This window comes from Acidicapsa ligni (genome assembly GCF_025685655.1).
Classification (GTDB): domain Bacteria; phylum Acidobacteriota; class Terriglobia; order Terriglobales; family Acidobacteriaceae; genus Acidicapsa; species Acidicapsa ligni.
In genome coordinates this window covers 1,018,380-1,042,758 of the sequence record NZ_JAGSYG010000001.1, presented here as the reverse complement: position 1 = coordinate 1,042,758, position 24,379 = coordinate 1,018,380, and the positions used below count along the sequence as shown (strand labels likewise).

Below are 24,379 nucleotides of genomic sequence, written 5' to 3'. Positions count from 1 at the left end.
AAGTTTTCAGGATGCAGGGTGGGCGAACCTCATGGCTGCCCACAGCAAAATAGAGGTGGTATGACGGTGTTTACAACGAAAACCTTGAACAGGAACGCCGGGCGCCTTACCGCGACCCTCGGCATCCTCACCCTGGCACTGACAATGGTTCCGGCACAGGCCAAGACCAAGGTCCCGAAAACGAAGAAAAATCAGGACTTGAGCGCCAACCCGCTCGCCAACGTCTCCAGCCGTCAGCCCGACAAAGAGTTGTTCGACAAGGCGATGATCGCGCTCAAAAAGGGCCGTTTCGACGTAGCCCGGCTCGACCTGCAGACCCTTCTGAACACCTACCCCGAGTCGGAATACCAGATGCGCGCCAAACTGGCCGTAGGCGATAGCTGGTTCAAGGAAGGCGGCACCGCCGCTCTCACCCAGGCCGAGGCCGAGTACAACGACTTCATCACCTTCTTCCCGCAGGCTCCCGAAGCGGCAGAAGCAAAGATGAAGGTAGCCGACATCTACTTCATGCAGATGGAAAAACCCGATCGCGACTTCAACAACGCCGTTCATGCCGAACAGGCGTATCGCGAAATGATTAACCAGTTCCCCGACTCGTCTCTCGTACCGCGCGCCAAGCAGAAGCTCCGCGAAACCCAGGAAGTCCTCGGCGAACGCGAGTTCCTCATCGGCCAGTACTATGCCAGCCGCGAAAACTGGGCCGGAGCAATCGCCCGCCTGCAGACCGTCGCAGACACCTATCCCCTCTACAGCAGAAGCGATCAGCTCTGGCTGACGATCGGCGACGCCTATTCCGGCGAAGCTCGTTCCGTAGAAGCCGCAAAAGCTCTTCCCGGCTCGGTTCGTGAACGCTTGAACCAGATTTATCTGGACAAGGCCGCAGCAGCCTACGGCAAAATCATCGTCCGCTACCCAATGGCTCCCCATGTCGAGGATGCCCGTGACCGTCTCGTCGCCATGAACCGGCCCGTTCCCGAGCCTACCCAGGAAGCCGTTGCCGAGAATGATGCAGAAGAGCGCAGCCGCCAGCCCGTTCGCTTCACCGACAAGACTCTGGGCCTGATCAAGCACGGTCCTCTGGTCGTCGAAGCCGCCCACGTAGGCGAGCCCACCATGACCGCCCCCTCGCGGACCATCGCTCCCTCAATCACCAAGGAAAATCAGCAGATTTTCGCTTCCGCCTTCCGCGCCAGCCAGCCCGGTGCTCCCGCCGAAGCAGGAAAGACAGCCGAGCCCACTGGAGCCAACGAGCCGCCGCGCTCCGACCAGCCCCAGGCTCCTCTGCAGTTTGAGAATGTTCCCGACTCAAGTGGCGGCAGTGGCAATAGTGTCGGCGCATCCATCGTAAGCGCTCCTAACGCCGCTCCAGCAGCCAAGCCTGAAGAAGATCCCAATGCCGTCGTAAAATCCGTCGGCCCCACGGAAACCAAGCTGCCCGAAGCAGAGGCTCCCGCAGCCGCACCCGAGCAGGTCAACGACGTCAAGTCCGGCTCAACACCCGCGCAGAATACAGCGGCCCCAGCCGACGCCAAGGCCTCCAAGAAAAAGCCCAAGCTGGATCAAAGCGACGAGTCTTCCAGCAAGAAGAAAAAGAAGAAGGGTCTGAGCAAGCTGAACCCCTTCTAGTTCCTCTCAATCCGCAAACAGGAATGGCCAACTCATCATGAGTTGGCCATTCCTGTTTGTCCTGTCCCTGTCGTTTCAACCCAAAGACAATGCCCTCAACCCGTATTGCGCAGACCCGCAGAAATCCCGCTGATCGTAGCCGAAAGAGCCCGGTTAACCTCAGGAGTATCCTCCCCCGCTCGCTTGCGCCGCAGCAGATCCACCTGGATCAGGTGCATCGGGTCCACGTACGGATTACGCAGCTTGATCGACCGCGCCAGCACCGGATTGGATTGCAGCAGTTCCGTCTGCTGCGTGATAGCCAGCACCGCATCCACCGTCCGCTGATACTCCTCTTCAAAGCCGGTGTAGATGCGCGCACGTAACTGCATATCCTCAACCAGCGAGGAGTAAAGCCGCGCCGTGCCAAGATCCGCCTTGCCCAGCGCCATCTCCACATTGCGCACCAGGTCGATGAACAGCGGAAACTCCTTCGCCATGGTCGTCAACGTAGCCAGCGAACCGCCCTCGGCAAGATACGCCTCAACCGCATGACCCACCCCAAACCAGGCCGGAATCAGCAGCCGTGACTGCGTCCACCCAAAAACCCACGGAATCGCGCGCAGCGTCTCCAGGCTCAGCGAGCCCTTGCGCTTCGACGGCCGCGAACCGATCTTTGCGTGTTCCAACTCGCCCATCGGCGTCGACTGCTCAAAGTAGTCCAGCAGCCCCGCATCGTCCAGAATGTGCTCTTTGTAAAACTCATACGAAAGCACCGAAAGCCGATCCAGCGCCTGCTCCCACTCCGGCAGCAGCTTGCCCGTAAAGTGCCCCTCAGGATCGCGCGCATTCGGTCTCGCCAGCGCATCCAGTGAAGCAGCAATCATCAGCTCCAGATTGCGCTCCGCCAGCACCACATCCGCATATTTGAAGTTCAGCACTTCGCCCTGTTCAGTAATGCGAAACTGCCCCTCGAACGAATCCAGCGGCTGCGCAAAAATAGCTCGATGCGTCGGTCCGCCGCCTCGGCCAACCGTGCCGCCGCGCCCGTGAAAGAGCCGCAACCGCACGCCAGCCTTGCGCGCCACCTCATGCAACGCCCGATGCGCGCGGAAGATCTCCCACGTGCTCGTCAGCATACCTCCGTCCTTGTTCGAATCGGAGTAGCCCAGCATGACCTCCTGCGTATCGTTCCAGGTCGCAAGCAACGCCCGATAATCTTCGCGCGCCCAAAGCTCGCCGCAGATCTCGGCAGCATTACGCAGATCCTCGATCGACTCGAAGAGCGGCACCGGCATCAGCCCCGGATCCGAGCTGCCCGTCTCTGAATTGCCTGCGCTGCCCTCCAGCTTCACGCCCGTCAGCCGTCCCAGGCGAACAACCGTCAGCACATCCTCCACGCACGTAGCGCCGCTGATCACATAATGCCGGATCACCTCAGGCGTACTGCCTGCCTTCACCTCTGCAATCACGCGAAAAGTATCGAGAACATTGGCCGTTTCCGCCGAAAGCCTCTTCGGCAGCTCCGAAGCAAGCGTATCTTCAATCGCTTCCTTAAGCGCCTGCGCATGCAACTTCGCATGCTGCCGAATATCCAGCGTATGCAGGTGCAGCCCAAAAGTCCGCACCAGCAGCAGCAGCGGATCGATCAGGTTACGCGCAATCCTCAATCCGCGATTGGCCGCCAGCGAATCCCGCAAAATCGTCAGGTCAGATTGAAACTCCGCCGCGGATGCATACGGCGGCAGCACCTGCGCCATCCGCTCCTGGGACTCAGCAATCGTCGAAAGCAAACCAGCAGTCGTACTCGACTGGCTAGCAACCCGCTGGTGGAGCGAGCACCGCATTCGCGCCCGCACACAAATCAAAAATCGTCGATATAACTCGAACTCAAAGCGCTGCCCATACAACGACTCCTCAGTCGTATGTATCCTCGACTCGTATTCCTCCAGGCGATCCCGCACCGCATCCTGTACCGGCATCTGTTGCGCCGAGGTGCTCAGCAAATCGATCACAATCTGCAACTGCGCATCGTAAAAATGCAGCAAGTGCTCCCGCGCCAGTTGAATCGCGTTCCGTGTCACCTCAGGAGTGACATACGGATTGCCATCCCGATCGCCGCCAATCCACGAACCGAAAGCCAGCACCTTGGGCAGATCGTGCGCCTCCAGCTCCAACCCGTAGGCGGCATTCAACGCCTCCGCAATCTCGCGATAAAGGCTGGGCAGCGTCGCAAAGATGGAGACATCGTAGTAGTCCAGCCCCATCTTGATCTCGTCATACACCGTCGGACGCCGGCTCCGCACCTCATCCGTCTGCCACAGAGAAGTGATCTCCGCCAGCACTTCCTCTTCCAGCCGCGCCATATCTTCTTCAGGCACTGGAATGCGATCTAACTCCTCAAGCAACTCACCGATACGCCGCCGCTTGAACATCACCGAGCGCCGCGCCACCTCAGTCGGATGCGCCGTAAACACCGGCACCACCAGCACCTTGCGCAGCCACTCCATTGCCTCTTCTGCCGTAATCCCAACACGCTGCATCGCCCGTAGCGTACCCGCAAGACTACCGCGCTGCTTGCCTGCCGCGCCCGTCAATTGCAGCGCCAGCCGACGCCGCTTGCGATGATTGGTCTCCGCCAGATTGATCAGTTCAAAATAGAACCCGAAGGCCCGTGTCAGCAGCAGCGCCCGATCCACCGGCAACCGATGCACCAGCGCCAACGCCCGTGCGGCATGTTCAGCGGCAGCTTCCTCCGCCCCCTGATCCTCTGCCTCGCGACGCCGAATCGTGCCCTGGCGCAGCTCTTCCACCTGCATAAACAGTTCATCGCCAGCCTGCTCGCGCAATACCTCGCCCAGCAACATGCCAAGCGAACGCACATCACGCCGTAAAGGAGCCTCTTTCAGCTCCCCTGACTCTGCCTGCAACTCTGCCAGTCGCTGCGACCAGCTCTCCGGATTCCACAAAAGCGCCATCGTATCTTGATTATGCCTGATGCCCCGTACCCCTCGAACTGAATATCGGTACTACCGGCGTGAAGGGGTGTAATGTTTACTGCCCCGCTGCGTCAGCCATTTCGAACGTACCAACCAATTCAATACGTTCAAGGAGAAATCATCATGCGAACAAATCTATCAACCATCTGCCCCTGCGGTTCAGCTTGTGAATGTGGCCCGATCTGCAATTGCCCCACTCGCAACTAGGTGCTTCCTTCAACCATCAAATACAAACGGCAGGAGCCAATCCTCCTGCCGTAACCTGAATGAACCCCGGAACTGAACTCGAAACCTAACCCCAAAACCGACCTCTGAACCAGGATGCATCACGAACACTCAATGACCGGAAGCCCAATCAACTCGCTGCTCAGCCTGCGCCGCCAGTTCCTCGGCTTCATCCAGCGCCGCGTCAACGACCGCGCCACCGCCGAAGACATTCTGCAGATCGCCTATCTGCGCGCTCTTGAAACAGGCAACCAGTTGCGCGCAGCGGAGTCATCTGTCGCCTGGTTCTATCGCATTCTGCGCAATGCAATCATCGATCACTACCGCCGCCGCACCAGCGAAGGAGCCGCTCTGGAACGCTGGGTACAGGAGCTCGAAACGGAGCCCAGTCCATCTCAGAACTTCGAGCCTCTTCTGCACGAAACGACGTGTCAATGTATCGCCAGTGCGCTGGACCGGCTCACACCTGCCTACGCCACCTTGTTACGCGAAGTAGATCTCGGAGAAACCGCTCTATCCACCTACGCCAGGTCAGCCGACATCACTCCCGGCAATGCCGCAGTCCGCGCCCATCGAGCACGAACCGCATTGCGCAAGCAGCTCATCCGCTGCTGCGGCACCTGCGCCGAACACGGCTGCCTCGACTGCACCTGCCACCCAAGCCAAGCCACATAAGCAAATCTCAGGCGAGTTACCGTTGCCCTTGCTGTTGCAGTTGCCCTTGCAGTTCCTGTTGCTCTAGCAGTTGCAGTTGCCCTTGCGGTTCTGTCTGTCATTCCCGAAGGGAATCTGCTGTTAGCCCTTGCCTTTGTTGTTGCCCTTGCAGCTCTGCCTGTCATTCCCGAAGGAATCCGCTTCTGCCCTTGAGCCCTTGCCTTCTAAACGAAGCCCCGCGTCAAATGCCAAGATAACCAAAAACCGCCCGCCCCACCCGCTTTTCCAGACCACGAGCATCCGTCTCACCCCGATCCCCCGCAGCATCGATAATCCCCCGAGCCATCGCAAGAATATCCAGCGCCGCAATGTCGATCTCCTCCGCGCTCAGAGAAGTAGCCGCAGTCAGCGACCGAACCAGCGCCGCATGCAGCAGATCTCCAACCCGCCTGATCCGCGCGCGAATCGGCAACCTGTCTTCTTCAAAATCCAGCAGCCGCGCAAGCTTCGGGCGCCGCATCTGGTGAGCGACTGCCGCGCCAATCAGGTGCTTCAGCCCACTCCTGCCCTCAGTAATGGAGTCGCCCGCAACGATATCTGCAAGCAGCGCTTCAGACTCGCGCTCGATTAAAGCCACAGTCAAAGCATCCTTGTTTGGAAAATACTGGTACAGCGAGCCAATGCTCACACCAGCCACTTCAGCGACCGCATTCGTCGTGTATCCAGCAAAACCCTTGCGTTCGAGAATGCGAGCAGCCGCCTCCAGCACAGCCGTTACCGTGGCTGCAGAACGCGATTGCGCTGGTGTTTTACGAGGGTCTAAACGCTTTTTCCGAGTGGATTTTGTCATAGCAGAATGCGAGTAGAAAACATGAGCTTTAACTCATATTCTAACAATGTTACAGAATCCAGCAACAAGGAATAACCAACCATGACCTATCAGGAACAATCCCCTACCCCTCCGATCGCACTTACGATCTTCATGCTGGTAAAAACCACCCCGGAGTGGCTCGGCTTCACCTCTGATCAACGCATCTCCGAGTTCAAGACCTACGTCGCGCCGATCCTTCGCAAATACAGCACAAACGTGACGTTGCGCTTCTACGATGTAGAGTTTTATTCCGCGCGAATCACAGATCTATGGATGTGGGAAGCGACAAGCCACCAGGCCTACGAACAACTCGTAGAAGAACTCCGCGACACGCCAATATGGGATCGCTATTTCGAAATTGTGGAGATTCTTCCCGGCGTCGAAAACGCCCACGCAAAGAACGACAACCACTCAACCCTTACCGCTTCAGATCAAGCCGCTGCGTGAAATCACGCACTTGATTAAGATGTAGTCACAACCGAAGCGAAGCGAAAAGGCCCGTTACCGCGCACTCAAGACGCATTTCGTAGCCGTCATACAAGGATCCGCACCTGCAAGAATCCGCACCTGTAATGATCCGCGCCGCCCTTTCGCTTCCGCCTTCGTTCCTCACAGATGCTCACCCAATATGCTTAGCCAGCAGTTCCCGCATCGCTTCTGCAACCTCTTCCACATGCGTCTCCAGCGCAAAATGCCCCGTGTCTAAAAACTGCACCGTAGCATTGGGATTGTCATGCTTGAATCCCTCCGCGCCAGCCGGAATAAAGAACGGATCATGCTTGCCCCAGATAGCCAGCAACGGCGGCTTCGACTTGCGAAAATACTCCTGAAACGCCGGATAAAGCTTCACGTTATTCCGGTAGTCCAAAAACAGATCCAGTTGAATATCGATGTTGCCCGGTCGCGCAATCAGCGCCTCATCCAGCGTGTATCCCTCTGGAGCAATTCTCTCCGGGTGAGGCACGCCTTCGAAATACTGATAGCGTATTCCCGCAGGACTCAACGCTGCCGTGCGAACCGTTTCGCGATTCGCCGCAGTAGGCTCGCTCCAGTAGTGTCGAATCGGAGCCCACGCATCGCCCAGCCCGGCCTCGTACGCATTCCCATTCTGCGAAACAATCGCCGTAACCCTCTCCGGCCGCGCCATCGCTAAACGAAAGCCCGTGGGCGCACCATAATCGAAAACATACAGCGCATAACGCTTCAACTCCAGCGCATCGGTAAAGGCCTCGATCGTCTTTGCCAACGAGTCAAAGCTGTATTTGTAGCCACGCTTCTCAGGCACTTCGGTAAAACCAAACCCCGGCAGATCTGGAGCAATCACCCGATACTTATCCGCCAGCCGAGGGATCAACTCACGATATTGAAAAGAAGACGTTGGGAAGCCATGCAGCAACAACACAACCGACGCATCAGCCTGCCCAGCTTCACGATAAAAAACGTTGACACCATCCGCCTCAACTCGACGGACAAAAGTTTGCGGAATACCCGTGCCATTACTCATGATTTCGCCTTTCACAGACTCGCCTTTTTTTGGATCTTGCATCCTGGTTTGCGCGGACATCACCGGCATCATACTAGCCACAGCCAGAGCGCTGCTTCCCGCCATAAAATTTCGCCTGTTCATGAAACCTCCACAGCCTGAGCGCATGCAACAGCGCCATGACAACACCGCCTATTTACGATTTTGATAGTTACATCATTTGCGTAACCTGTCAAATTTATTTATAGTGGTTACATCGAAAAGGTAGAAAAAATGTCGAGCCAAACTTCACAAGCAACAGGCAATGAACCCACCCTCTGGGGCGATCATCCCGCACTCGATTTCCTGAACACCGTTGTGAAAATTGACGGAGAGCTGACAGATTCCCTGCAAAGTGACCGCGACGTCCTGCAATGGATCATCCATTTCGGCTGGTTGTCAGAGAAAGCGGCAAACGAGCTCGCCCGCCCTCTGCGCTCATCCCTGCTCAAGACCGCACGCAGCCTACGCAGCACCATCCGCACCCTCGTAGAGCAGCGAAAGGCCGGCAAGCGGCCCGACCCACAGGCGCTCAATGAATTCCTGGCGCACGCTCGAACCTACCTCAAGCTGTCAATACAACAGGATGGCAGCCTGCAAGTGGAGCGGAAATGGAAACACAAAACAGCTGAAGAACTGTTGGCCCCACTGGCTGAATCTGCAGCAGATCTGATGGCCAACGCTGATTTCAATCTCGTAAGACGCTGCGAAGATACCGAGTGCGTGCTGTGGTTCTACGACCGCACCAAATCGCATCATCGACGCTGGTGCAGCATGGCTGCCTGTGGCAATCGCAACAAGGTCGCCGCATTCCGCAAGCGCCAGCAACAAGCCTCCTGAGTCACCTGTTCCACTGCATAAATCAGGAGTGCGCAGCCTGCTCCTCAAGCGCCAGCATAAGCTCTTCCCACTCTTCCGTGGACTGCGCAAGCTGCTCTCGCAACTGATCGAGCAATGCAGAAAGCCGCTGCGTCTCTTCCGCAGAAACAAAGCTCCCAAGCTGGCCTTCCGTGTGCGCGATAGAGGCCTCGATGCGCGGCACCTCTTCTTCGAGAAACGCGCATCGCTCTTCCATCTGCTTCAGCTTGATCGGATTCAACCGCTTGATCTTGTCCTTCGCATCGTCCTTCGCCACAGCATCCGCAGGCGAAACAACCGGCTCGTTTACCGTCCCCTGCCTCGTCGCAACCGCGCTGACCGCGGCCTTTGCAGGTGTTGAAGGCAAAGCGGCAATCCCTTTCGGACTCTCGGCAGCCTCTTCCTGATCCCGCATATACTCCGCGAAATTCCCCGGATAAACCATCAGCCCGCCATCCTTGATCTCGAAAACCTTCGTCGCCAGGCGATCGAGAAAGTAGCGGTCATGCGAAACAAAAATCACCGTACCAGTGAACGACTCAATCGCCTCCAGCAGCACATCCTTTGCCCGCATATCGAGATGGTTCGTAGGCTCATCCAGCAGTAAAAAGTTCGATGGCGAAACCAGGATCCTCGCCAGCGCAAACCGATTGCGCTCTCCGCCCGACAGCACCCCAAGCGGCTTGAAAACATCTTCGCCGGAAAACAAAAAACAGCCCAGCAGCGACCGCAGCGCAAGCTCCGGAACCTTGATCGCCGCCTTGCTGATATCGTCCAGCATCCGCGCCTCAGGATCGAGCACCTTGTACTGATCCTGCGCAAAATATTCCGCAATCACGTTATGCCCCAACTGCACCGATCCTGAACTCGGCATCTCCATGCCCGTCAGCAATCGAATCAGCGTGGATTTACCCGCGCCATTGTGGCCCACCAACGCCACGCGGTCACCCCGCTCGATGGTGAAGTTAACGCCCTTCAGAATCTCTTTCTCTCCATAGAACTTGCCCAGGTTCTGCGCCGTAACCACGGTCTTTCCAGAAGGCGGAGGCTGCGGAAAACTGAAGTGAATAACCGGCTCCTCCTCAGGAATCTCGATACGCTCAATCTTCTCCAGCTCCTTGATGCGTGACTGCACCTGCTTGGCCTTCGTAGCCTGCGCGCGAAACCGCGTAATGAATGCCTCAAGGTGCTCGATCTGCTCACGCTGATTCTTGTAAGCAGCCACAAGCTGCGCCTTGCGCTCCTCTTTTGACTTCAGATACTTCGTGTAGTTTCCCGCATAAATCTGCAATCGCTTGTTCCAGATTTCAACCGTGCGATCCACCGTTACATCGAGAAAATACCGGTCGTGCGAAATGAGAATGTAGCCAAAGGGATAGCTGCGCAGATAGTTCTCCAACCAGTTGCGCGTCTCCAGATCAAGATGGTTCGTAGGCTCATCGAGCAGCAGCAGGTTCGGTCGTGCAAGCAACAGTTTCGCCAGCGCAATCCGCATCTGCCAGCCACCGCTGAACTCCTCCGTTCGACGCGCCCAGTCCGTCTTGCTAAAGCCCAGGCCAGTTAGAACAGACCCCACCTGCGCATCCAGCGCATAGCCGTCCAGCGCATGAAATCGCCCCTGCAGCGTGGAGTAGCGCTCAGCCACAGCCGTATATTCCTGGCTCGCATGATCCAGCGTGGCGAGCTGACCGGCCAGCCGCTCGATCTCCATCTCCATCTCGCGCAGCTCGTCAAAGACCGACAGGCACTCGTCAAAGACGGACCGGCCGCTCAGCCGCAACCCCTCCTGCGGCAGGTAACCAATCGACATGCCGCGCGTAAGCTGCATCATGCCGTAGTCCAGCGTTTCCAGCCCCGCCAGCACCTTCATCAACGTGGACTTGCCAGTGCCATTGGCGCCGACAAGCGCAGTCTTTTCCTGAGAAGTGATCAGCCAGTTCGCATCTTGAAACAAGATCCGCGGCCCAAACCGTTTACCCGCATTTTGTAGAGAAAGCATTCCTATTCAGGGTATCGCCTTTGGCGCCTGTCTTGCGCGTCTTTACTCGCCATTGCACGATACCTTCTCAAAATACGCACCTTTCCCCTCTTATACGTTGACAGTTGAACTTTAACCATGACCTGCCATCCCACTGCTCGCTGATCCAATGTAAGAAAATATAAGCATGACCGCCATTAGCGTTCGTATCGACAAATGGCTCTGGGCCGCCCGCTTCTTCAAGACCCGAGCCCTCGCCCAGAAATCCTGCGAGATGGGCCGCATCTCATCCAATGGACATCTCGCCAAACCCGCCCGCGACGTCCGCATCGGGGACATGCTCCACGTCAAAAACGATGCCGGCGAATTCGAAATCGAAGTCCTGCTCCTGGGCGAGACGCGCGGTCCAGCCGCCGTAGCCCAGACACTCTATCGCGAGACCGAGGCAGGCCGCGAACTGCGCCTCAAACTCGCAGCCGAGCAGAAAGCTCTGCAGCTACTCGAAGGTGCTCCGGCCATCCGCCCATCCAAACGCGACCGGCGTCAGATCAATCGTTTTCGCGGCCGAGTCTGAGCCTCTGCAAACAGTCCCACACATCGGGATATTTGCCTCATTTGTGCCGTAGTATAGTGCGGACATGAGAGTAACGATGAAGGACATCGCCAAAGATCTTGGCGTGTCCGTGGTGACGGTTTCCAAGGTTCTCCGCAACCATTCCGATATCGGCGAAGAAACGCGAGAGCGCGTACTCAAACGCGTAAAAGAGCTGGACTATCGTCCTAATCTCACCGCGCAAAGCCTCGTCACAGGCCGTACCTTTCTGGTGGGACTGATCGTGCCCGACCTCGTTCATTCCTTCTTCGCCGAGGTCGCCAGGTTCCTATCCAATGCGCTGCGGCAAGAGGGCTATTACCTCGTCATAAGCTCCTCTGAAGAAGACCCCAGCCTCGAAGAGCGCGAGATAGACCAACTCCTGGGCCGCAACCTCGATGCTCTGATCATCGCGTCCGCGAGCGCCTCTCCAGCCATCTTCCGCCGCATCGAGGAGCAGCAGACGCCCTTCGTCCTCATCGACCGCCAGTTCCCCGGCTTTCCAGCCAATTTTGTCGGTGTCGATGACGAATCCGTAGGCCGCCTTGCAACAAACCACCTGATCGAAAACGGCTCAAAGCGCATTGCGCATCTGCGCGGTCCCGAAAGCACCCCCGGAGTACAACGGCTCGCCGGATACAAACACGCCCTGCAGAACAGCGGGCTCAAATTCAATCCCGCCTATCTCCTCTCGCCCGGCAACGTCGATGTGGATAGCCTGCAGCAAGGCTACTCCGCCATGAAAAAACTCCTCGCCATCGAACCCCGCCCCGACGGCGTCTTTTGCTATAACGACCCGTTAGCCATCGGCGCAATCGACTGCATCCTCGACGCCGGTCTCCGTGTGCCAGGCGACATTGCCGTAATCGGCTGCGGCAACCTGCATTTCAATACCTCGCTGCGCGTCAGTCTTTCCAGCGTCAATCAACACAGCCGTCAAATCGGCGAATGCACCGCCCAGCTCGTCCTGCAGATGATCAAGTCAAAAACACCCCTGCCCCCGCGCAACATCATCGTCGAGGCAGAGGTCATCGCACGTCGTTCCACGCTCCGCTCCTGAACATCCCTCGCCACAAATTGATTGCATCTTCTCTACTTTAACGTTTACTATAGGGCAATTGTCCGATGCTTCCCATGCCTCCCATCAAGGATTGTTAGACTGTGTTGGGAGAAAACTATGTCCTCGTCCTTGTTTGATTTAAGCGGAAAGACAGCCGTCGTCATCGGCGGAACCACCGGCATCGGTCATGCCTTGTCACTCGGTCTCGCGGACGCTGGCGCAGACGTTATCGCCTCTTCACGCCGCCTGGATGAAGTGCAGAAGACCGCTGCTGAAATCGAGCAGCGCGGACGCAAAACCCTGCAACTCACATCTGACGTAAAAGATCGCGCGTCCCTCATCACACTTCGCGAAGCTGTCCTCGAATTCTTCGGCAAAGTCGACATCCTCATCAACTGCGCAGGCACCACCAAACGCGGCCCGACACTTACCTTCGCCGAAGACGATTGGGATCACATCCTCACCACCAACCTCACCGGCACACTGCGCGGCTGCCAGGTCTTTGGCGAAGCCATGCTCGCCCGCAATTACGGGCGTATCATCAACATCGCATCCCTCTCCACCTTCGTCGCGCTTAATGAAGTAGCCGCATACGCCGCCAGCAAAGCCGCCGTCGGATCGCTCACCAAATCCCTCGCAGTCGAGTGGTCAAAGCACGGAGTTCTGGTGAATGCAATTGCTCCCGGCGTCTTCCGCACTGCACTCAATTCGCAATTGCTCGACAGCACACCGCGCGGTCAGGAATTTCTCACTCGCACCCCCATGGCCCGCTTCGGCAAGACCGAAGAACTCGTAGGCGCAGCCATCTATCTGGCTTCAGACGCAGCCTCTTTCGTCGCCGGCGAAATCATCACCGTCGATGGCGGCTTCCTTGCCAGCGGCGTGAATCAGTAAAGAATCAGCACAAAACAGCCCTAAGCTTCAGGAGAATATTCGGTGAGTAAGTTGAATCTCAAACCAGCGTCAGCCATTCGCTGGGATCTAGTCAGCCTCGGCGAAGTCATGCTTCGCCTCGACCCCGGCGTCGGACGCGTCGCCACCACTCGTCAGTTCCAGGTATGGGAAGGCGGCGGCGAATACAACGTTGCTCGCGGCCTCAAGCGCTGCTTCGGCCTGCGCACCTCCATCGTCACCGCCCTCGCCGATAACCCCGTCGGCCGCCTCGTCGAAGACCTCATGTTCCAGGGCGGCGTGGATCAATCGCACGTCTCATGGGTCAAGTACGACGGCGTCGGACGCACCGTCCGCAACGGTCTCAACTTCACCGAGCGCGGCTTCGGAATGCGCGCAGCTCTGGGATGCTCCGATCGCGGTAACACCGCCATCTCGCAACTTGTTCCCGGCCAGATCGACTGGGACGAAATCTTCAAGAGCGAAGGCACACGCTGGTTTCACACCGGCGGCATCTTCGCCGCACTCTCCGATTCCACACCACTCGTCGCCAAAGAAGCCATTGAAGCCGCCCATCGGAACGGCGTCATCGTTTCTTATGATTTGAACTATCGCGACAGCCTCTGGAAATCCATCGGCGGCAAGCAGCGCGCACTTGAAGTCAACAGCGAACTGGCTCCTTTAGTTGACGTGATGCTTGGCAACGAAGAAGACTTCACCGCATCTCTCGGCTTCGAAGTAGAAGGCGTCGACGAACACATGTCCGACCTCGACACCGCGAACTTCCGCCGCATGATCGAAAAGGCCGTCGCCAAATATCCCAACTTCAAAGTAGTCGCCACCACGCTGCGCAACGCTCGCACCGCGACCATCAACGACTGGGGCGCAGTCTGCTACGCCGACGGCCAGTTCTATGAAGCGCGTCCCATGCCCGGCCTGGAAATCCTCGACCGCGTAGGCGGCGGAGACTCCTTCGCCTCCGGCCTCATCTACGGCTTCCTCGCCGATAAAGGCCCACAATACGCCGTCGATTGCGGCTGTGCGCACGGCGCTCTCGCCATGACCACTCCCGGCGACACCACCATGGTCACACTGCCCGAAGTCGAACGAGTAATGAAGGGCGGCACCGCCCGCGTACTGCGCTAGAAATCTTCAACACGCTATCGCAATTGGAGAGTACGGGCTTCTGCCCGTACATCAATTCAGCAACGCAATGGGGCTCAGCCCCCGAGGTTATAGATGCATAAGTCCGAAGTAATGCAAAAGATCCGCGAAGTAGGCCTCCTGCCCGTCCTTCGCGCCGATTCCGAAGAAGAAGCTCTCGCCATCGCCTACGCCCTCGAAGCAGGCGGCGTCACCGTCCTCGAAGTCACCATGACCGTCCCCGGCGCAATCGATGCAATTCGCCGCCTGGCCTCAGAAGCAGGCGACCGCATACTCATCGGCGCAGGCACCGTCCTCGATCCTGAAACCGCTCGCGCCTGCATGTTAGCCGGAGCGCAGTTCATCGTAAGCCCCGCACTCAATCTGCGCACCATCGAGCTATGCCGCCGCTATAACGTAGCCGTATTTCCTGGCGGACTTACCCCGACCGAAGTCGTCTCCGCATGGGAAGCTGGCGCCGACGCAGTCAAAGTATTTCCATGCTCCGCAATGGGCGGAGCCAAGTATCTCAAGGCCCTCAAAGCTCCTCTTCCGCAGATCGATCTCATCCCCACCGGCGGCGTATCGCTGGCCACAGCAGCGGAGTTCCTCGAAGCTGGAGCAATCGCGCTCGGCGTCGGCGGCGAGCTCGTCGATAACAAAGCCATCCGCGCAGGCAAGCCTGAAAGCATCACCGAAAACGCCCGCAAATACCTGGCCATCATCGCCGAACATCGCAGCAAGCAGAAGTAACGCAGAAGGGAACCCACTCAAAATGAAAGCACTGGTAATGCGCCACCCTGGCGAGATTTCAGTAGAGTCGGTTCCCGATGCAACCCGCGCCGAAAACGAGATCCTGCTGCAGGTAAAGATGGTCGGTCTTTGCGGCAGCGATCTCAATTCATTCCGCGGCAAAAATCCCATGGTCACTTTCCCTCGCATCCCCGGCCATGAAGTCGCAGCCACCATCGTCGAGAGCAGTCCATCCCATCCCCATCTGGCCATCGGCACCAACGTCACACTCTCGCCCTACTCGCAGTGCGGCAAATGCCCATCCTGCCTGCGCAATCGCCCCAACGCCTGCCAGTTCAACGAAACCCTCGGCGTACAGCGAAATGGCGCATTGACGCAGTACTTATCCATAGCACCCGGCAAGCTCTACACCGCTAACCTCGCCCTCAAAGAGTTATGCCTCGTCGAGCCGCTCACCGTCGGCTTTCACGCCGTTGCCCGCGGACAAGTTACTCCCGAAGATACCGTCGCTATCATCGGCTGCGGCGGCGTCGGACTAGGCGCCGTAGCAGCATCCGGCTTTCGCCGCGCCCGCACCATCGCCATCGATGTGGATGACGCCAAACTAGCCATCGCCACAAAATCCGGCGCAACAGACACCATCAACACCACGCGCGAAAATATGCACGACAAGCTCCACGAGCTGACCGACGGTCGCGGCCCCGACGTCATCATCGAAGCCATCGGCCTGCCATCGACCTTCAGCGCAGCGGTTGAAGAAGTAGCCTTCACCGGCCGCGTCGTCTACATCGGCTACGCCAAAGAGCCAGTCGCCTACGAGACGCGCCTCTTCGTGCAAAAAGAGCTGGACATCCTCGGCTCCCGCAATGCTCTCCCCGAAGACTTCCGCGAAGTCATCCGAATGTTGGAAGAGCATCGCTTCCCGGTCAAAGAAGCGATCAGCAACATCGTCTCCATGAACGATGCCCCCGGCCTGTTCAAAGCCTGGAGCGCCAATCCCGCAGCCTACTCGAAAATCATGATCGAGCTCGACTAATTCTGCCGCCGTTACCTCGCACACCGGCCACAACCCGCAATACGGTCTTATTCCGCCCGCTCAATGAAGATGAGATGAATCGCTCTAAAGCCCTCGCCTCTTCGCGATAAACTGAATCTCAACGTTAAGCGGCCTGGGTCACGGTAACGAGATTCGACCTTTATCCATCACGCAATTCAGCCTGTCAAAGGAGAACAACATGCAGCTAGCAATGGTAGGTCTCGGACGTATGGGTGCGAACATGGTGCGCCGCCTCATCGCGCACGGTCATGAATGCGTGGTCTATAACCAGACGCCGGAGATCGTTGCAACGCTATCGAAGGAAAAAGGCGTAACCGGAACAGCCTCCCTGCAGGAGCTCGTAAGCAAACTCGCAAAGCCCCGCGCAATCTGGCTCATGATTCCGGCAGGCGCTGTCCAGGAAACTCTTGAAGAACTCACCCCGCTGCTCGATCAGGGAGACATCGTCATCGACGGCGGCAACTCGTATTACATCGACGACATTAGCCGCGCCAAGATGCTCGCAGGCAAAGGTATCGAATATGTAGACGTAGGCACCAGCGGCGGCGTCTGGGGCGTGGAACGCGGCTATTGCCTCATGATCGGCGGCTCCAAATCAACCGTCGAACACCTCGACCCCATCTTCAAAACGATCGCCCCCGGCATCGGCGACATACCTCCAACACCCAAGCGGCCTAAGAACTCCGGCACCGCCGAAGAAGGCTATCTGCACTGCGGCCCCAACGGCGCAGGCCATTTCGTGAAGATGGTTCACAATGGCATCGAGTACGGAATGATGGCTGCCTACGCCGAAGGCCTTGGCGTACTCAAAGCCGCCAATATCGGCAAGCACCTCGGCGAGATTGACGCCGAAACCACCCCCCTCCGCGACCCCGAGCACTATCAATACGACTTCGATCTCCCCGAGGTCACTGAGGTCTGGCGTCGCGGCAGCGTAGTCGCCTCATGGCTCCTCGACCTGACCGCTTCCGCACTGATCTCCGACCCTGATTTGTCCAACTTTCAAGGCCGCGTTTCAGACTCCGGCGAAGGCCGCTGGACCATCAAAGCCGGCATCGACGAAGGCGTGCCCACACCAGTCCTCACCGCATCGCTCTACGAAAGATTCAGCTCACGCGGCGAAGCCGATTTCTCCAACAAACTTCTCTCCGCAATGCGTTTCGAATTCGGCGGACACATAGAAAAAGCCAAGTAACGGCGAAGGCTAAGTAATAGCGAAAGCAAAATAACCTGGCCGCATAATACCAAGGGCGCTCCGTCAACCGGAGCGCCCTCAGTATTCCATCCATCCTCAACTTCAATCGCTTTAGCTGCAACCGCTCGTCGAACCACAACTCATGCACCGATAGCACGATCCGCTGCGAACCATGATCGCCCCGCACGTTCCGCAACTCGGCGCATCCCCCATGTCATACATCTCACGCATCGCATCCGCAGCGTGATACAGACCACGATCTGCAAGCCCTGCTAGTCCTGCGGGCCCTGCAAGCCCCGGAACATCCATCCCCGCTGTTTCCGGCAGCCTGTCAACTGCACCGCCCGCGCTGGCCGAGCCAATCACCGAACCCGCAGTCGATCCGCTCACCTGGTTCAACCGCCGCGCAATATCCTCAACCAGCTTCGTCAGCGCAGAGCCTGAAACACCCAACACACCCGCCGCTGATTCCGGCTCCGCCTCAGGAGCAAGACTCTGCGGAGCGCTCAGTTGCTGTACCGGCGGCAACAGCCCCGCAAACAGCGGCAACTGCGTCCCCGAGAGGAAACGCAACTGCAGCCAGCGGAAGATGTAATCCATCAAACTCTTCGCATAGCCAATCTGCTCGTTGCCCGTCCAACCCGATGGCTCAAAGCGCGTGTGCGCAAACTTCTCACACAGCACCTTCAGCGGAACACCATGTTGCAGCGCCAGCGAAATCGACGTAGCGAACGCATCCATCAGCCCCGATACCGTCGAACCCTCCTTGGCCATCTTGATGAAGATTTCGCCCGGCTGTCCCGTCGGATAAAGGCCGACAGTGATGTAGCCCTCATGCCCCGCAATCGAGAACTTATGCGTCACTGAAGCACGCTCCTCAGGCAGCCGATGCCGCACCGCCTTCGGAGGAGCATTCAGATCCTGATTCCCAGACGCCGCAGCCGCCCGTGCTGGCGCCGGTATGGGCGTCGGCGCAACTGGAGCCGTTGCTGCCTTCGCCAGCGCCTCCATCGTCGCCTGAAACGTCATAGTCGCGGCAATCAACTGCCTTGCGCTCACCTCCAGCTTGTCGCTGATCTTGTTGGCGAGATGCGCTTCCACAATCTTGAGATCCGCCTCCGCAGCCTCAGACCGCGCAGCCCCGGCCGCTATCGCCTCCAGCAACCGCGCTCCAGCCTCGTCCAGCGCCGTCAGCTCGCTCTTCTCGGCTTCGTTCTTCTTGGCCTCGTTCTTCTTGGCCTCGTTGCTCGTGTTCAACGGCTGCACACCCTTTGAACCATCCCGATAAATCGCGACAGCCTTCAGCCCCTGCCGCCAGCTTTCCGTATACGCCTCCGCGATCTGTTCCGCAGTCGCCTCATGCGGCAGATTCACTGTCTTCGAGATCGCTCCCGAAAGAAACGGCTGCGCTGCCGCCATCATCTTGATGTGGCCCATGTAGTTGATCGAGCGCGTACCCTTCGACGGCTTGAATGAGCAATCGAACACGTTCAGATGCTCCGCCTTGATGCCCGGCGCGCCCTCAATCGTACCCGTCGCGTCAATGTAGCTCACAATCGCGTTGACATCTTCATCCTTGTAGCCCAGCTTGAACAGCGCCGACGGAACCGTCTGATTCACAATCTTGATCATCCCGCCGCCTACCAGCTTCTTGTACTTCACCAGCGCCAGATCAGGCTCAATACCCGTCGTGTCACAGTCCATCATGAAGCCGATAGTTCCCGTCGGAGCCAGCACCGTCGTCTGCGAATTCCGATACCCATAGCGCTCGCCATAAATCAACGCCATATCCCAGCACTCGCGGCTCGCTTCAATCAGCGACTCCAACTGCGGCACCACAAATGGCTCCGCACTCTGCTTGGATTTGCCTATCTTGTTCACCTCCGCACGATGCATCCGAATCACATCCAGGAACGGCTCACGATTCACATAAAACCCCGGGCAAGCCCCACCCTGGCGATCAACCTCAGCCGTCAACGGAGTAGCCGAAGCAATCGGCTGGCAAGTCGCCGCCACAATCGACGATTGCAGATAAGCTTGCCCGCACATGATCGCCGTAAGGCACCCGGCAAAGTCGCGCCCCGCATCCGAGTCATACGGCAACCCGCAAGCCATCAGCAGTGCACCCAGGTTGGCATAACCCAATCCCAGAGGCCGATAGTCATGCGAATTCTTCGCAATCGCCTCCGTCGGATAACCCGAGTTATCCACCAGGATCTCCATCGCCGTGATAACTACCGAGATAGCATGACGATAAGCCTGGATATCGAATGTCCCCGCCGGAGTTAGAAACTTCATCAAATTAAAGCTCGCCAGGTTACACGCCGAGTTATCCAGAAACATATACTCCGAGCAGGGATTCGACGCATTGATCCGCCCCGAATTTTTGCTCGTATGCCAGCGATTGATCGTTGAATCGAACTGCATCCCAGGGTCGCCGCACTGCCAGGTCGCCTCGGCAATCTTGCCCATGATCTCGCGCGCCTTGTATGTCTTGATCGGTGAGCCATCCTTCACCGCCTTGGTCGTAAACTCGCCGTCTTTCTCATACGCCCGCATGAACTCATCATTCACGCGCACCGAGTTATTCGCATTCTGAAAGAAGATCGAAGAGTAAGCCTCCGAGTCAGGACCAGACCCGTCATAGCCCTCGCGAATCAGCGCAAAAGCCTTCGCCTCTTCCTTCGACTTGCTATCGATGAAGTCAACAATATCCGGATGATCCACATTGAGGATCACCATCTTCGCGGCCCGCCGCGTCTTGCCGCCCGACTTGATCACGCCCGCAAAAGCATCAAACCCGCGCATGAAACTCAGTGGCCCCGAAGCCGTTCCACCACCCGAAAGCAGCTCCATCGAGCCGCGAATCGAAGAAAGATTCGTCCCCGTGCCCGAGCCCCACTTGAACAACATTCCTTCCGTCTTCGCCAGCGTCAAAATCGCATCCAGCGAATCCTCAACCGAGTTGATAAAGCAAGCCGAGCACTGCGGTTTCCGATAACCCGTCACCGAAAAACGCACAGCACACGTATGCGAATCCCAATGCCAGTTCTGCGCATCCGAATTCGGCTCCAACCGATCGCAACCCACGTTGAACCACACCGGCGAATTGAACGCCACCTTCTGCTGCACCAGCATCGACACCAGTTCGTCATGGAAGATCGCAGCATCCTGCGCGCTCGAAAAATATCCCCCCGCCAGGCCCCAGTCGCGAATCGTCTCCGCCACGCGCGCCACCAGTTGCCGCACCCCCGTCTCCCGCTCCGGAGTGCCCATCTGCCCATGCAGATACTTCGAGGCCACGATATTCGTCGCCGTCATCGACCAGTCGACCGGCACCTCCACATCCTTCTGCTCAAAGATCGACTTGCCGCTGGAGTCGGTAATCGAAGCCGTACGCTTTTCCCACTGCACTTCCTCGTAAGGCGAAAAACCCGCCTTCGAAAAACGCCGCGTAAACGTCAGGCCACCACGCGCAAAACCCTGGGATGCACTACCACTGGCATTCTGCGAATTGGATGAGGGGGAGTAAATATCCGGCATTGAATCTCCTTCAGAACCTGTTCAGAACCTGGAAACTGGTCAGGGAAAATCGGTTAGGGCCCTGAAAAGACCCCCAGATATTGGATGAAGCAGCAGGCAAAAAGAGCCAGATCCACCTCGGAAGAGCCGCGATTTCAGGCCAGTGACAGTCATAATTTTGCGAGAAATTTCCCAGGGAAGAGCCACTCAATTCACCGGGAAAAACCCGGCAAACCATCCCAATCAACTCGACCCCGTGCATCGCGCCTTTACTCTGTCGCAGATGCAAAAATACCGCTCCAGGTGGTGCAGGTCAAGTGCCAGCCACTAGATGTAGTGCTTTGTTGACCTTACAGCGCACCAACTTCGGCAACATCGATAACCGTATATCTTTGATAAATAATTGGCTCTAAAGAACAGACGATAAATAACCCACACTCATAAACTTCATTTCACATCATCCGATCCCGGGACCGCCCCACAACAGCAGGCAATCCCGAGATCCAGAGAAACCCCAACCCTACTCGCTGGCCTGAATCTTTCGTCCACGCGTCGCCTGGATCAAACGACTGTTGACCTTGTAAAGCGTCGCAAAGCTGCGCAACTGGCTGCGCGAAAGCTCCACCGGCTGCTTGAAGATCAACCAGCGCACGCCTTCCGTGCATGGCGGAGCAGTCAGCGATCCTTCGTACGTCCAATAAGCGCGATCAGCCGGCAACAAGCCCGCCGGATTCATCTCCTCCGTCAGCTTGTCCGTCGCGCCCACCGTCTTCGGCAGATGCTGCCACAGCGCCGCCAGCACAGCATTCGGATTGCCCTCATTCAACCGGACAGCAACCACCACAATCCTGCCATCTGCACTCTTATGCACCAGGTGCAATGACATATCCGGCAGCGCGCCCTTCACCGCTTCCTCGCCCGGATGGTGAAAATGAAACTGCACCAGGTCATAGCGCACACCGTCGACCACAATGTAACTCCCCGCCGGCGGAGTTATCTGAATCGTGTGTCCGTTATTCACCAGCGCCATTGTGCCGCTAATGTAGTGAAACTCGATCGGCTGCAGCTTCCTGTTCGGGTGCGCACCGCGAATATCGATCGGTGACTGCTCCTTGCCCGACGCACAAGCCTTGTAAGCGGGGTCCAGCTTGCCCCAGTTCAGCGGACCTTCTTTACCCTCATAGCCCCACGGTGCACCCGCCTGCTGTGCCAGCAACGGCGCTCCCATGCACAATCCAAGTAGAACAATCCCGACACGACGCATAGACTTCTCCTAAACCTTCACGCAACTGATTCTACGAGATAGACGCTCCATCGAGACAGTCGTATTCAGGCAACCTCTATCCGCAAACAAAATGGGCCTTTACCCGAAGGCAAAGACCCATGTTGAATTTAAAAATACAAAGTACCTACTTGGCCGCAGCTACCAACCCAGCCTGCTCCGCCAGGGTAGCCGCCTTGTCGGTGGCCTCCCAGGTGAAATCGGGTTCGTTGCGTCCAAAGTGCCCGTAAGCAGCCGTCTTGCGATAGATCGGGCGACGCAGATTCAGGCTGTCGATGATCCCCTTCGGCGTCAGCAGGAAGTTCTTGCGAACCAGCTCCGTGATCTTCTGCGAACTGATCTTGCCCGTGCCAAACGTCTCCACCAGCACGCTCACCGGCTCCGCAACTCCAATCGCGTAAGCCAACTGCACTTCGCAACGATCCGCCAGCTTGGCAGCCACAATGTTCTTGGCAATATAGCGGGCCACATACGCCGCAGAACGATCGACCTTTGTCGGATCCTTGCCGCTGAATGCGCCGCCGCCATGACGGCCCGCGCCACCATAGGTATCCACGATAATCTTGCGCCCGGTCAGACCGGTATCGCCCATCGGCCCGCCGATAACAAAACGTCCCGTCGGATTGATGTGATACTTCGTGTTCTCGTCCAACCACTCTTCCGGCAGCACAGCCTGGATAACATGCTTGAGAATGTCGCCACGCAATTCCTCGTTGCCGACATGCTCCGCGTGCTGCGTCGAAATCACCACAGCGTCAATGCGAACCGGCTTGCCCGCCTCGTCATACTCCACCGTGACCTGGCTCTTGCCGTCCGGACGAAGATACGAGAGCTTGCCGCTCTTGCGAACTTCGCTCAGCCGCTTGGTCAGCTTATGCGCCAGCGAAATCGCCGCAGGCATCAGTTCCGGAGTTTCGTTGGTGGCATAGCCGAACATCATGCCCTGGTCACCGGCGCCGCCAGTATCCACACCCTGGGCAATATCGCCAGACTGCCTGTTGATCGTCGAGATCACCGCGCAGGTGTTCGAATCGAACCCATACAGCGCGTTATCGTAGCCAATCGACTGCACCACGCCACGCACCAGCGTTTGAAAATCTACGTAAGCCTTGGTTGTGATTTCGCCCGCGATAACCACCAGGCCGGTAGCAGTCAGCGTTTCCGCAGCTACACGGCTGTAAGGATCCTGTTCGAGGCAGGCATCCAGAATCGCGTCGGAGATCTGGTCGGCAATCTTATCCGGATGGCCTTCCGTCACAGATTCAGAGGTAAATAAAAAACGATCGCTCAAATTTCTTTCCTCCCGATACAAATGTGCATCTCGGGCTGCCTCGCTCCCCACCCAAATGACCCACAATCAGTCACCGCGGCAGGCACTTCTGCCAGAGAAGGGATTAGGCCCAATACTGCATCGTCCTATGGTAATCGCCCAAACCGGAATGCGGCAAAGTCAACCACGCTCAACGGGGAGCAAAGCGGGTTCAGCAGTTCCATGAGAGGGGTGAGCGGAGAGGACTGAGCAGCAAGCCACGCTCTTGAACCCGTAAGCCTAAGGGCGTTTCAGGAACATTCCAAGACTGGATCGAACACTGGCCATCGCTTCCCGCCCCGGCACCACCGTAGGCCACCAGCCAGAACGATACCCAAAATAGCGAACCGCGAAAAATCCCGCCAGTCCAACCAGCATCAGCAGCAGAATCGCGCCAGCCCACTTCAACCGCTCCGTAGCCGCATCGCGCGGACGCACCCGCGCCCTGCCTACATTTGCAGCAAACTCGATCCAGTTGCGGTCATCTTCCAGCAATTCACCAGAGGCGACATAGGCCCGCTGAAAACGCGATACCCAATCCAGCTCATCCAGTCCAAGAACTTTCACGTACCCGCGAACAATCCCCTTGTTCAGAATTCCGCCCGGAAGCACACGAAATTCGTTCTCCTCCAGCGCCCTCAGGTGGCGCGGGCTGATCTTGGTAACCTCGGTAATCCTCTCCAGCGCGATGCCGCGGTTCAACCGCTCCATCCGCAGGTCTTCTCCAAAGCTTCCCATGCTCATCGCAAAATGCTTATCGCAACCCGGGACACTTTCCCAAAAAGATTTCCACAGACAAGATAAAACGGAATCGCTGTCCAGGTCAAAGCGAAAACCAAATCATGTCTTTCTTTTCAGTAGGC

Annotated in this window: 19 protein-coding genes; 11 read left to right on the top strand and 8 right to left on the bottom strand. The window is 57.6% G+C overall.

Features of this window, described 5'->3' with window-relative positions:
- Positions 1-66: 66 nt before the first annotated feature.
- Positions 67-1,626: an outer membrane protein assembly factor BamD gene (locus tag OHL19_RS04080; RefSeq protein WP_263356309.1), complete on the top strand. Its 1,560-nt coding sequence runs from the start codon at positions 67-69 to the stop codon at positions 1,624-1,626.
- Between the two features lie 95 nt (positions 1,627-1,721).
- Here OHL19_RS04080 and ppc read toward each other — a convergent pair whose 3' ends face one another.
- Positions 1,722-4,583, bottom strand: a complete 2,862-nt coding sequence (ppc, locus tag OHL19_RS04075) for a phosphoenolpyruvate carboxylase (protein WP_263356308.1) — start codon at positions 4,581-4,583, stop codon at positions 1,722-1,724.
- Positions 4,584-4,943: 360 nt separating this feature from the next.
- Between ppc and OHL19_RS04070 the strand changes: the two genes are divergently transcribed.
- Complete coding sequence (locus OHL19_RS04070) at positions 4,944-5,504, top strand: RNA polymerase sigma factor (RefSeq protein ID WP_263356307.1); 561 nt, start codon at positions 4,944-4,946, stop codon at positions 5,502-5,504.
- 220 nt (positions 5,505-5,724) lie between these two features.
- Here the strand turns inward: OHL19_RS04070 and OHL19_RS04065 are convergent, their stop codons facing one another.
- A complete protein-coding gene (locus OHL19_RS04065; protein ID WP_263356306.1) occupies positions 5,725-6,333 on the bottom strand; it encodes a TetR/AcrR family transcriptional regulator in 609 nt (202 codons plus the stop codon).
- A gap of 81 nt (positions 6,334-6,414) precedes the next feature.
- Between OHL19_RS04065 and OHL19_RS04060 the strand changes: the two genes are divergently transcribed.
- On the top strand, positions 6,415-6,801 hold the full coding sequence (locus OHL19_RS04060) for a darcynin family protein (protein WP_263356305.1): 387 nt from the start codon (positions 6,415-6,417) through the stop codon (positions 6,799-6,801).
- Positions 6,802-6,973: 172 nt separating this feature from the next.
- Here the strand turns inward: OHL19_RS04060 and OHL19_RS04055 are convergent, their stop codons facing one another.
- On the bottom strand, positions 6,974-7,981 hold the full coding sequence (locus tag OHL19_RS04055; RefSeq protein WP_263356304.1) for an alpha/beta fold hydrolase: 1,008 nt from the start codon (positions 7,979-7,981) through the stop codon (positions 6,974-6,976).
- A gap of 129 nt (positions 7,982-8,110) precedes the next feature.
- On the opposite strand from OHL19_RS04055, the gene OHL19_RS04050 reads away from it, so the two are divergent.
- Positions 8,111-8,716, top strand: coding sequence for a CGNR zinc finger domain-containing protein (locus OHL19_RS04050; protein ID WP_263356303.1), 606 nt, complete (start codon positions 8,111-8,113; stop codon positions 8,714-8,716).
- A 22-nt stretch (positions 8,717-8,738) separates the two neighbouring features.
- Here OHL19_RS04050 and abc-f read toward each other — a convergent pair whose 3' ends face one another.
- Entirely contained in the window at positions 8,739-10,733 is a 1,995-nt protein-coding gene (gene abc-f, locus OHL19_RS04045; RefSeq protein ID WP_263356302.1) for a ribosomal protection-like ABC-F family protein, read from the bottom strand.
- Between the two features lie 166 nt (positions 10,734-10,899).
- Between abc-f and OHL19_RS04040 the strand changes: the two genes are divergently transcribed.
- The 7 genes from OHL19_RS04040 to gnd all read left to right on the top strand — a co-directional run bounded on the left by OHL19_RS04040 (position 10,900) and on the right by gnd (position 17,403).
- Positions 10,900-11,286, top strand: coding sequence for an RNA-binding S4 domain-containing protein (locus OHL19_RS04040; RefSeq protein ID WP_263356301.1), 387 nt, complete (start codon positions 10,900-10,902; stop codon positions 11,284-11,286).
- 76 nt (positions 11,287-11,362) lie between these two features.
- Complete coding sequence (locus tag OHL19_RS04035; protein ID WP_263356300.1) at positions 11,363-12,364, top strand: LacI family DNA-binding transcriptional regulator; 1,002 nt, start codon at positions 11,363-11,365, stop codon at positions 12,362-12,364.
- 117 nt (positions 12,365-12,481) lie between these two features.
- On the top strand, positions 12,482-13,258 hold the full coding sequence (locus OHL19_RS04030) for an SDR family oxidoreductase (RefSeq protein ID WP_263356299.1): 777 nt from the start codon (positions 12,482-12,484) through the stop codon (positions 13,256-13,258).
- Positions 13,259-13,300: 42 nt separating this feature from the next.
- Positions 13,301-14,401: a sugar kinase gene (locus OHL19_RS04025; RefSeq protein WP_263356298.1), complete on the top strand. Its 1,101-nt coding sequence runs from the start codon at positions 13,301-13,303 to the stop codon at positions 14,399-14,401.
- A 93-nt stretch (positions 14,402-14,494) separates the two neighbouring features.
- Complete coding sequence (locus tag OHL19_RS04020) at positions 14,495-15,151, top strand: bifunctional 4-hydroxy-2-oxoglutarate aldolase/2-dehydro-3-deoxy-phosphogluconate aldolase (RefSeq protein WP_263356297.1); 657 nt, start codon at positions 14,495-14,497, stop codon at positions 15,149-15,151.
- Positions 15,152-15,173: 22 nt separating this feature from the next.
- The gene (locus OHL19_RS04015; protein WP_263356296.1) at positions 15,174-16,187 is read left to right on the top strand and encodes a zinc-binding alcohol dehydrogenase family protein; all 1,014 of its coding nucleotides are present in this window, start codon (positions 15,174-15,176) and stop codon (positions 16,185-16,187) included.
- Positions 16,188-16,386: 199 nt separating this feature from the next.
- Positions 16,387-17,403 (top strand): phosphogluconate dehydrogenase (NAD(+)-dependent, decarboxylating), encoded by a 1,017-nt coding sequence (gene gnd, locus OHL19_RS04010; protein ID WP_263356295.1) that lies wholly within the window; start codon positions 16,387-16,389, stop codon positions 17,401-17,403.
- A gap of 111 nt (positions 17,404-17,514) precedes the next feature.
- On the opposite strand, the gene OHL19_RS04005 is transcribed toward gnd, so the two are convergent.
- The 4 genes from OHL19_RS04005 to OHL19_RS03990 all read right to left on the bottom strand — a co-directional run bounded on the left by OHL19_RS04005 (position 17,515) and on the right by OHL19_RS03990 (position 24,260).
- Positions 17,515-20,946: a vitamin B12-dependent ribonucleotide reductase gene (locus OHL19_RS04005; RefSeq protein WP_263356294.1), complete on the bottom strand. Its 3,432-nt coding sequence runs from the start codon at positions 20,944-20,946 to the stop codon at positions 17,515-17,517.
- 499 nt (positions 20,947-21,445) lie between these two features.
- Positions 21,446-22,189, bottom strand: coding sequence for a carbonic anhydrase (locus OHL19_RS04000; RefSeq protein WP_263356293.1), 744 nt, complete (start codon positions 22,187-22,189; stop codon positions 21,446-21,448).
- Between the two features lie 145 nt (positions 22,190-22,334).
- Entirely contained in the window at positions 22,335-23,498 is a 1,164-nt protein-coding gene (gene metK, locus OHL19_RS03995; protein WP_263356292.1) for a methionine adenosyltransferase, read from the bottom strand.
- 258 nt (positions 23,499-23,756) lie between these two features.
- Positions 23,757-24,260 (bottom strand): helix-turn-helix domain-containing protein, encoded by a 504-nt coding sequence (locus tag OHL19_RS03990; RefSeq protein WP_263356291.1) that lies wholly within the window; start codon positions 24,258-24,260, stop codon positions 23,757-23,759.
- Between the last annotated feature and the right edge of the window lie 119 nt (positions 24,261-24,379).

Coding starts and splice junctions, on each gene's coding strand:
- OHL19_RS04040 (WP_263356301.1), top strand. CDS start 10,900: ATGACCGCCATTAGCGTTCGTATCGACAAATGGCTCTGGGCCGCCCGC.
- OHL19_RS04005 (WP_263356294.1), bottom strand. CDS start 20,946: ATGCCGGATATTTACTCCCCCTCATCCAATTCGCAGAATGCCAGTGGT.
- ppc (WP_263356308.1), bottom strand. CDS start 4,583: ATGGCGCTTTTGTGGAATCCGGAGAGCTGGTCGCAGCGACTGGCAGAG.
- OHL19_RS04015 (WP_263356296.1), top strand. CDS start 15,174: ATGAAAGCACTGGTAATGCGCCACCCTGGCGAGATTTCAGTAGAGTCG.
- OHL19_RS04030 (WP_263356299.1), top strand. CDS start 12,482: ATGTCCTCGTCCTTGTTTGATTTAAGCGGAAAGACAGCCGTCGTCATC.
- OHL19_RS03990 (WP_263356291.1), bottom strand. CDS start 24,260: ATGAGCATGGGAAGCTTTGGAGAAGACCTGCGGATGGAGCGGTTGAAC.
- OHL19_RS04055 (WP_263356304.1), bottom strand. CDS start 7,981: ATGAACAGGCGAAATTTTATGGCGGGAAGCAGCGCTCTGGCTGTGGCT.
- OHL19_RS04020 (WP_263356297.1), top strand. CDS start 14,495: ATGCATAAGTCCGAAGTAATGCAAAAGATCCGCGAAGTAGGCCTCCTG.
- OHL19_RS04065 (WP_263356306.1), bottom strand. CDS start 6,333: ATGACAAAATCCACTCGGAAAAAGCGTTTAGACCCTCGTAAAACACCA.
- gnd (WP_263356295.1), top strand. CDS start 16,387: ATGCAGCTAGCAATGGTAGGTCTCGGACGTATGGGTGCGAACATGGTG.
- abc-f (WP_263356302.1), bottom strand. CDS start 10,733: ATGCTTTCTCTACAAAATGCGGGTAAACGGTTTGGGCCGCGGATCTTG.
- OHL19_RS04070 (WP_263356307.1), top strand. CDS start 4,944: ATGACCGGAAGCCCAATCAACTCGCTGCTCAGCCTGCGCCGCCAGTTC.
- OHL19_RS04060 (WP_263356305.1), top strand. CDS start 6,415: ATGACCTATCAGGAACAATCCCCTACCCCTCCGATCGCACTTACGATC.
- OHL19_RS04050 (WP_263356303.1), top strand. CDS start 8,111: ATGTCGAGCCAAACTTCACAAGCAACAGGCAATGAACCCACCCTCTGG.
- OHL19_RS04000 (WP_263356293.1), bottom strand. CDS start 22,189: ATGCGTCGTGTCGGGATTGTTCTACTTGGATTGTGCATGGGAGCGCCG.
- OHL19_RS04035 (WP_263356300.1), top strand. CDS start 11,363: ATGAAGGACATCGCCAAAGATCTTGGCGTGTCCGTGGTGACGGTTTCC.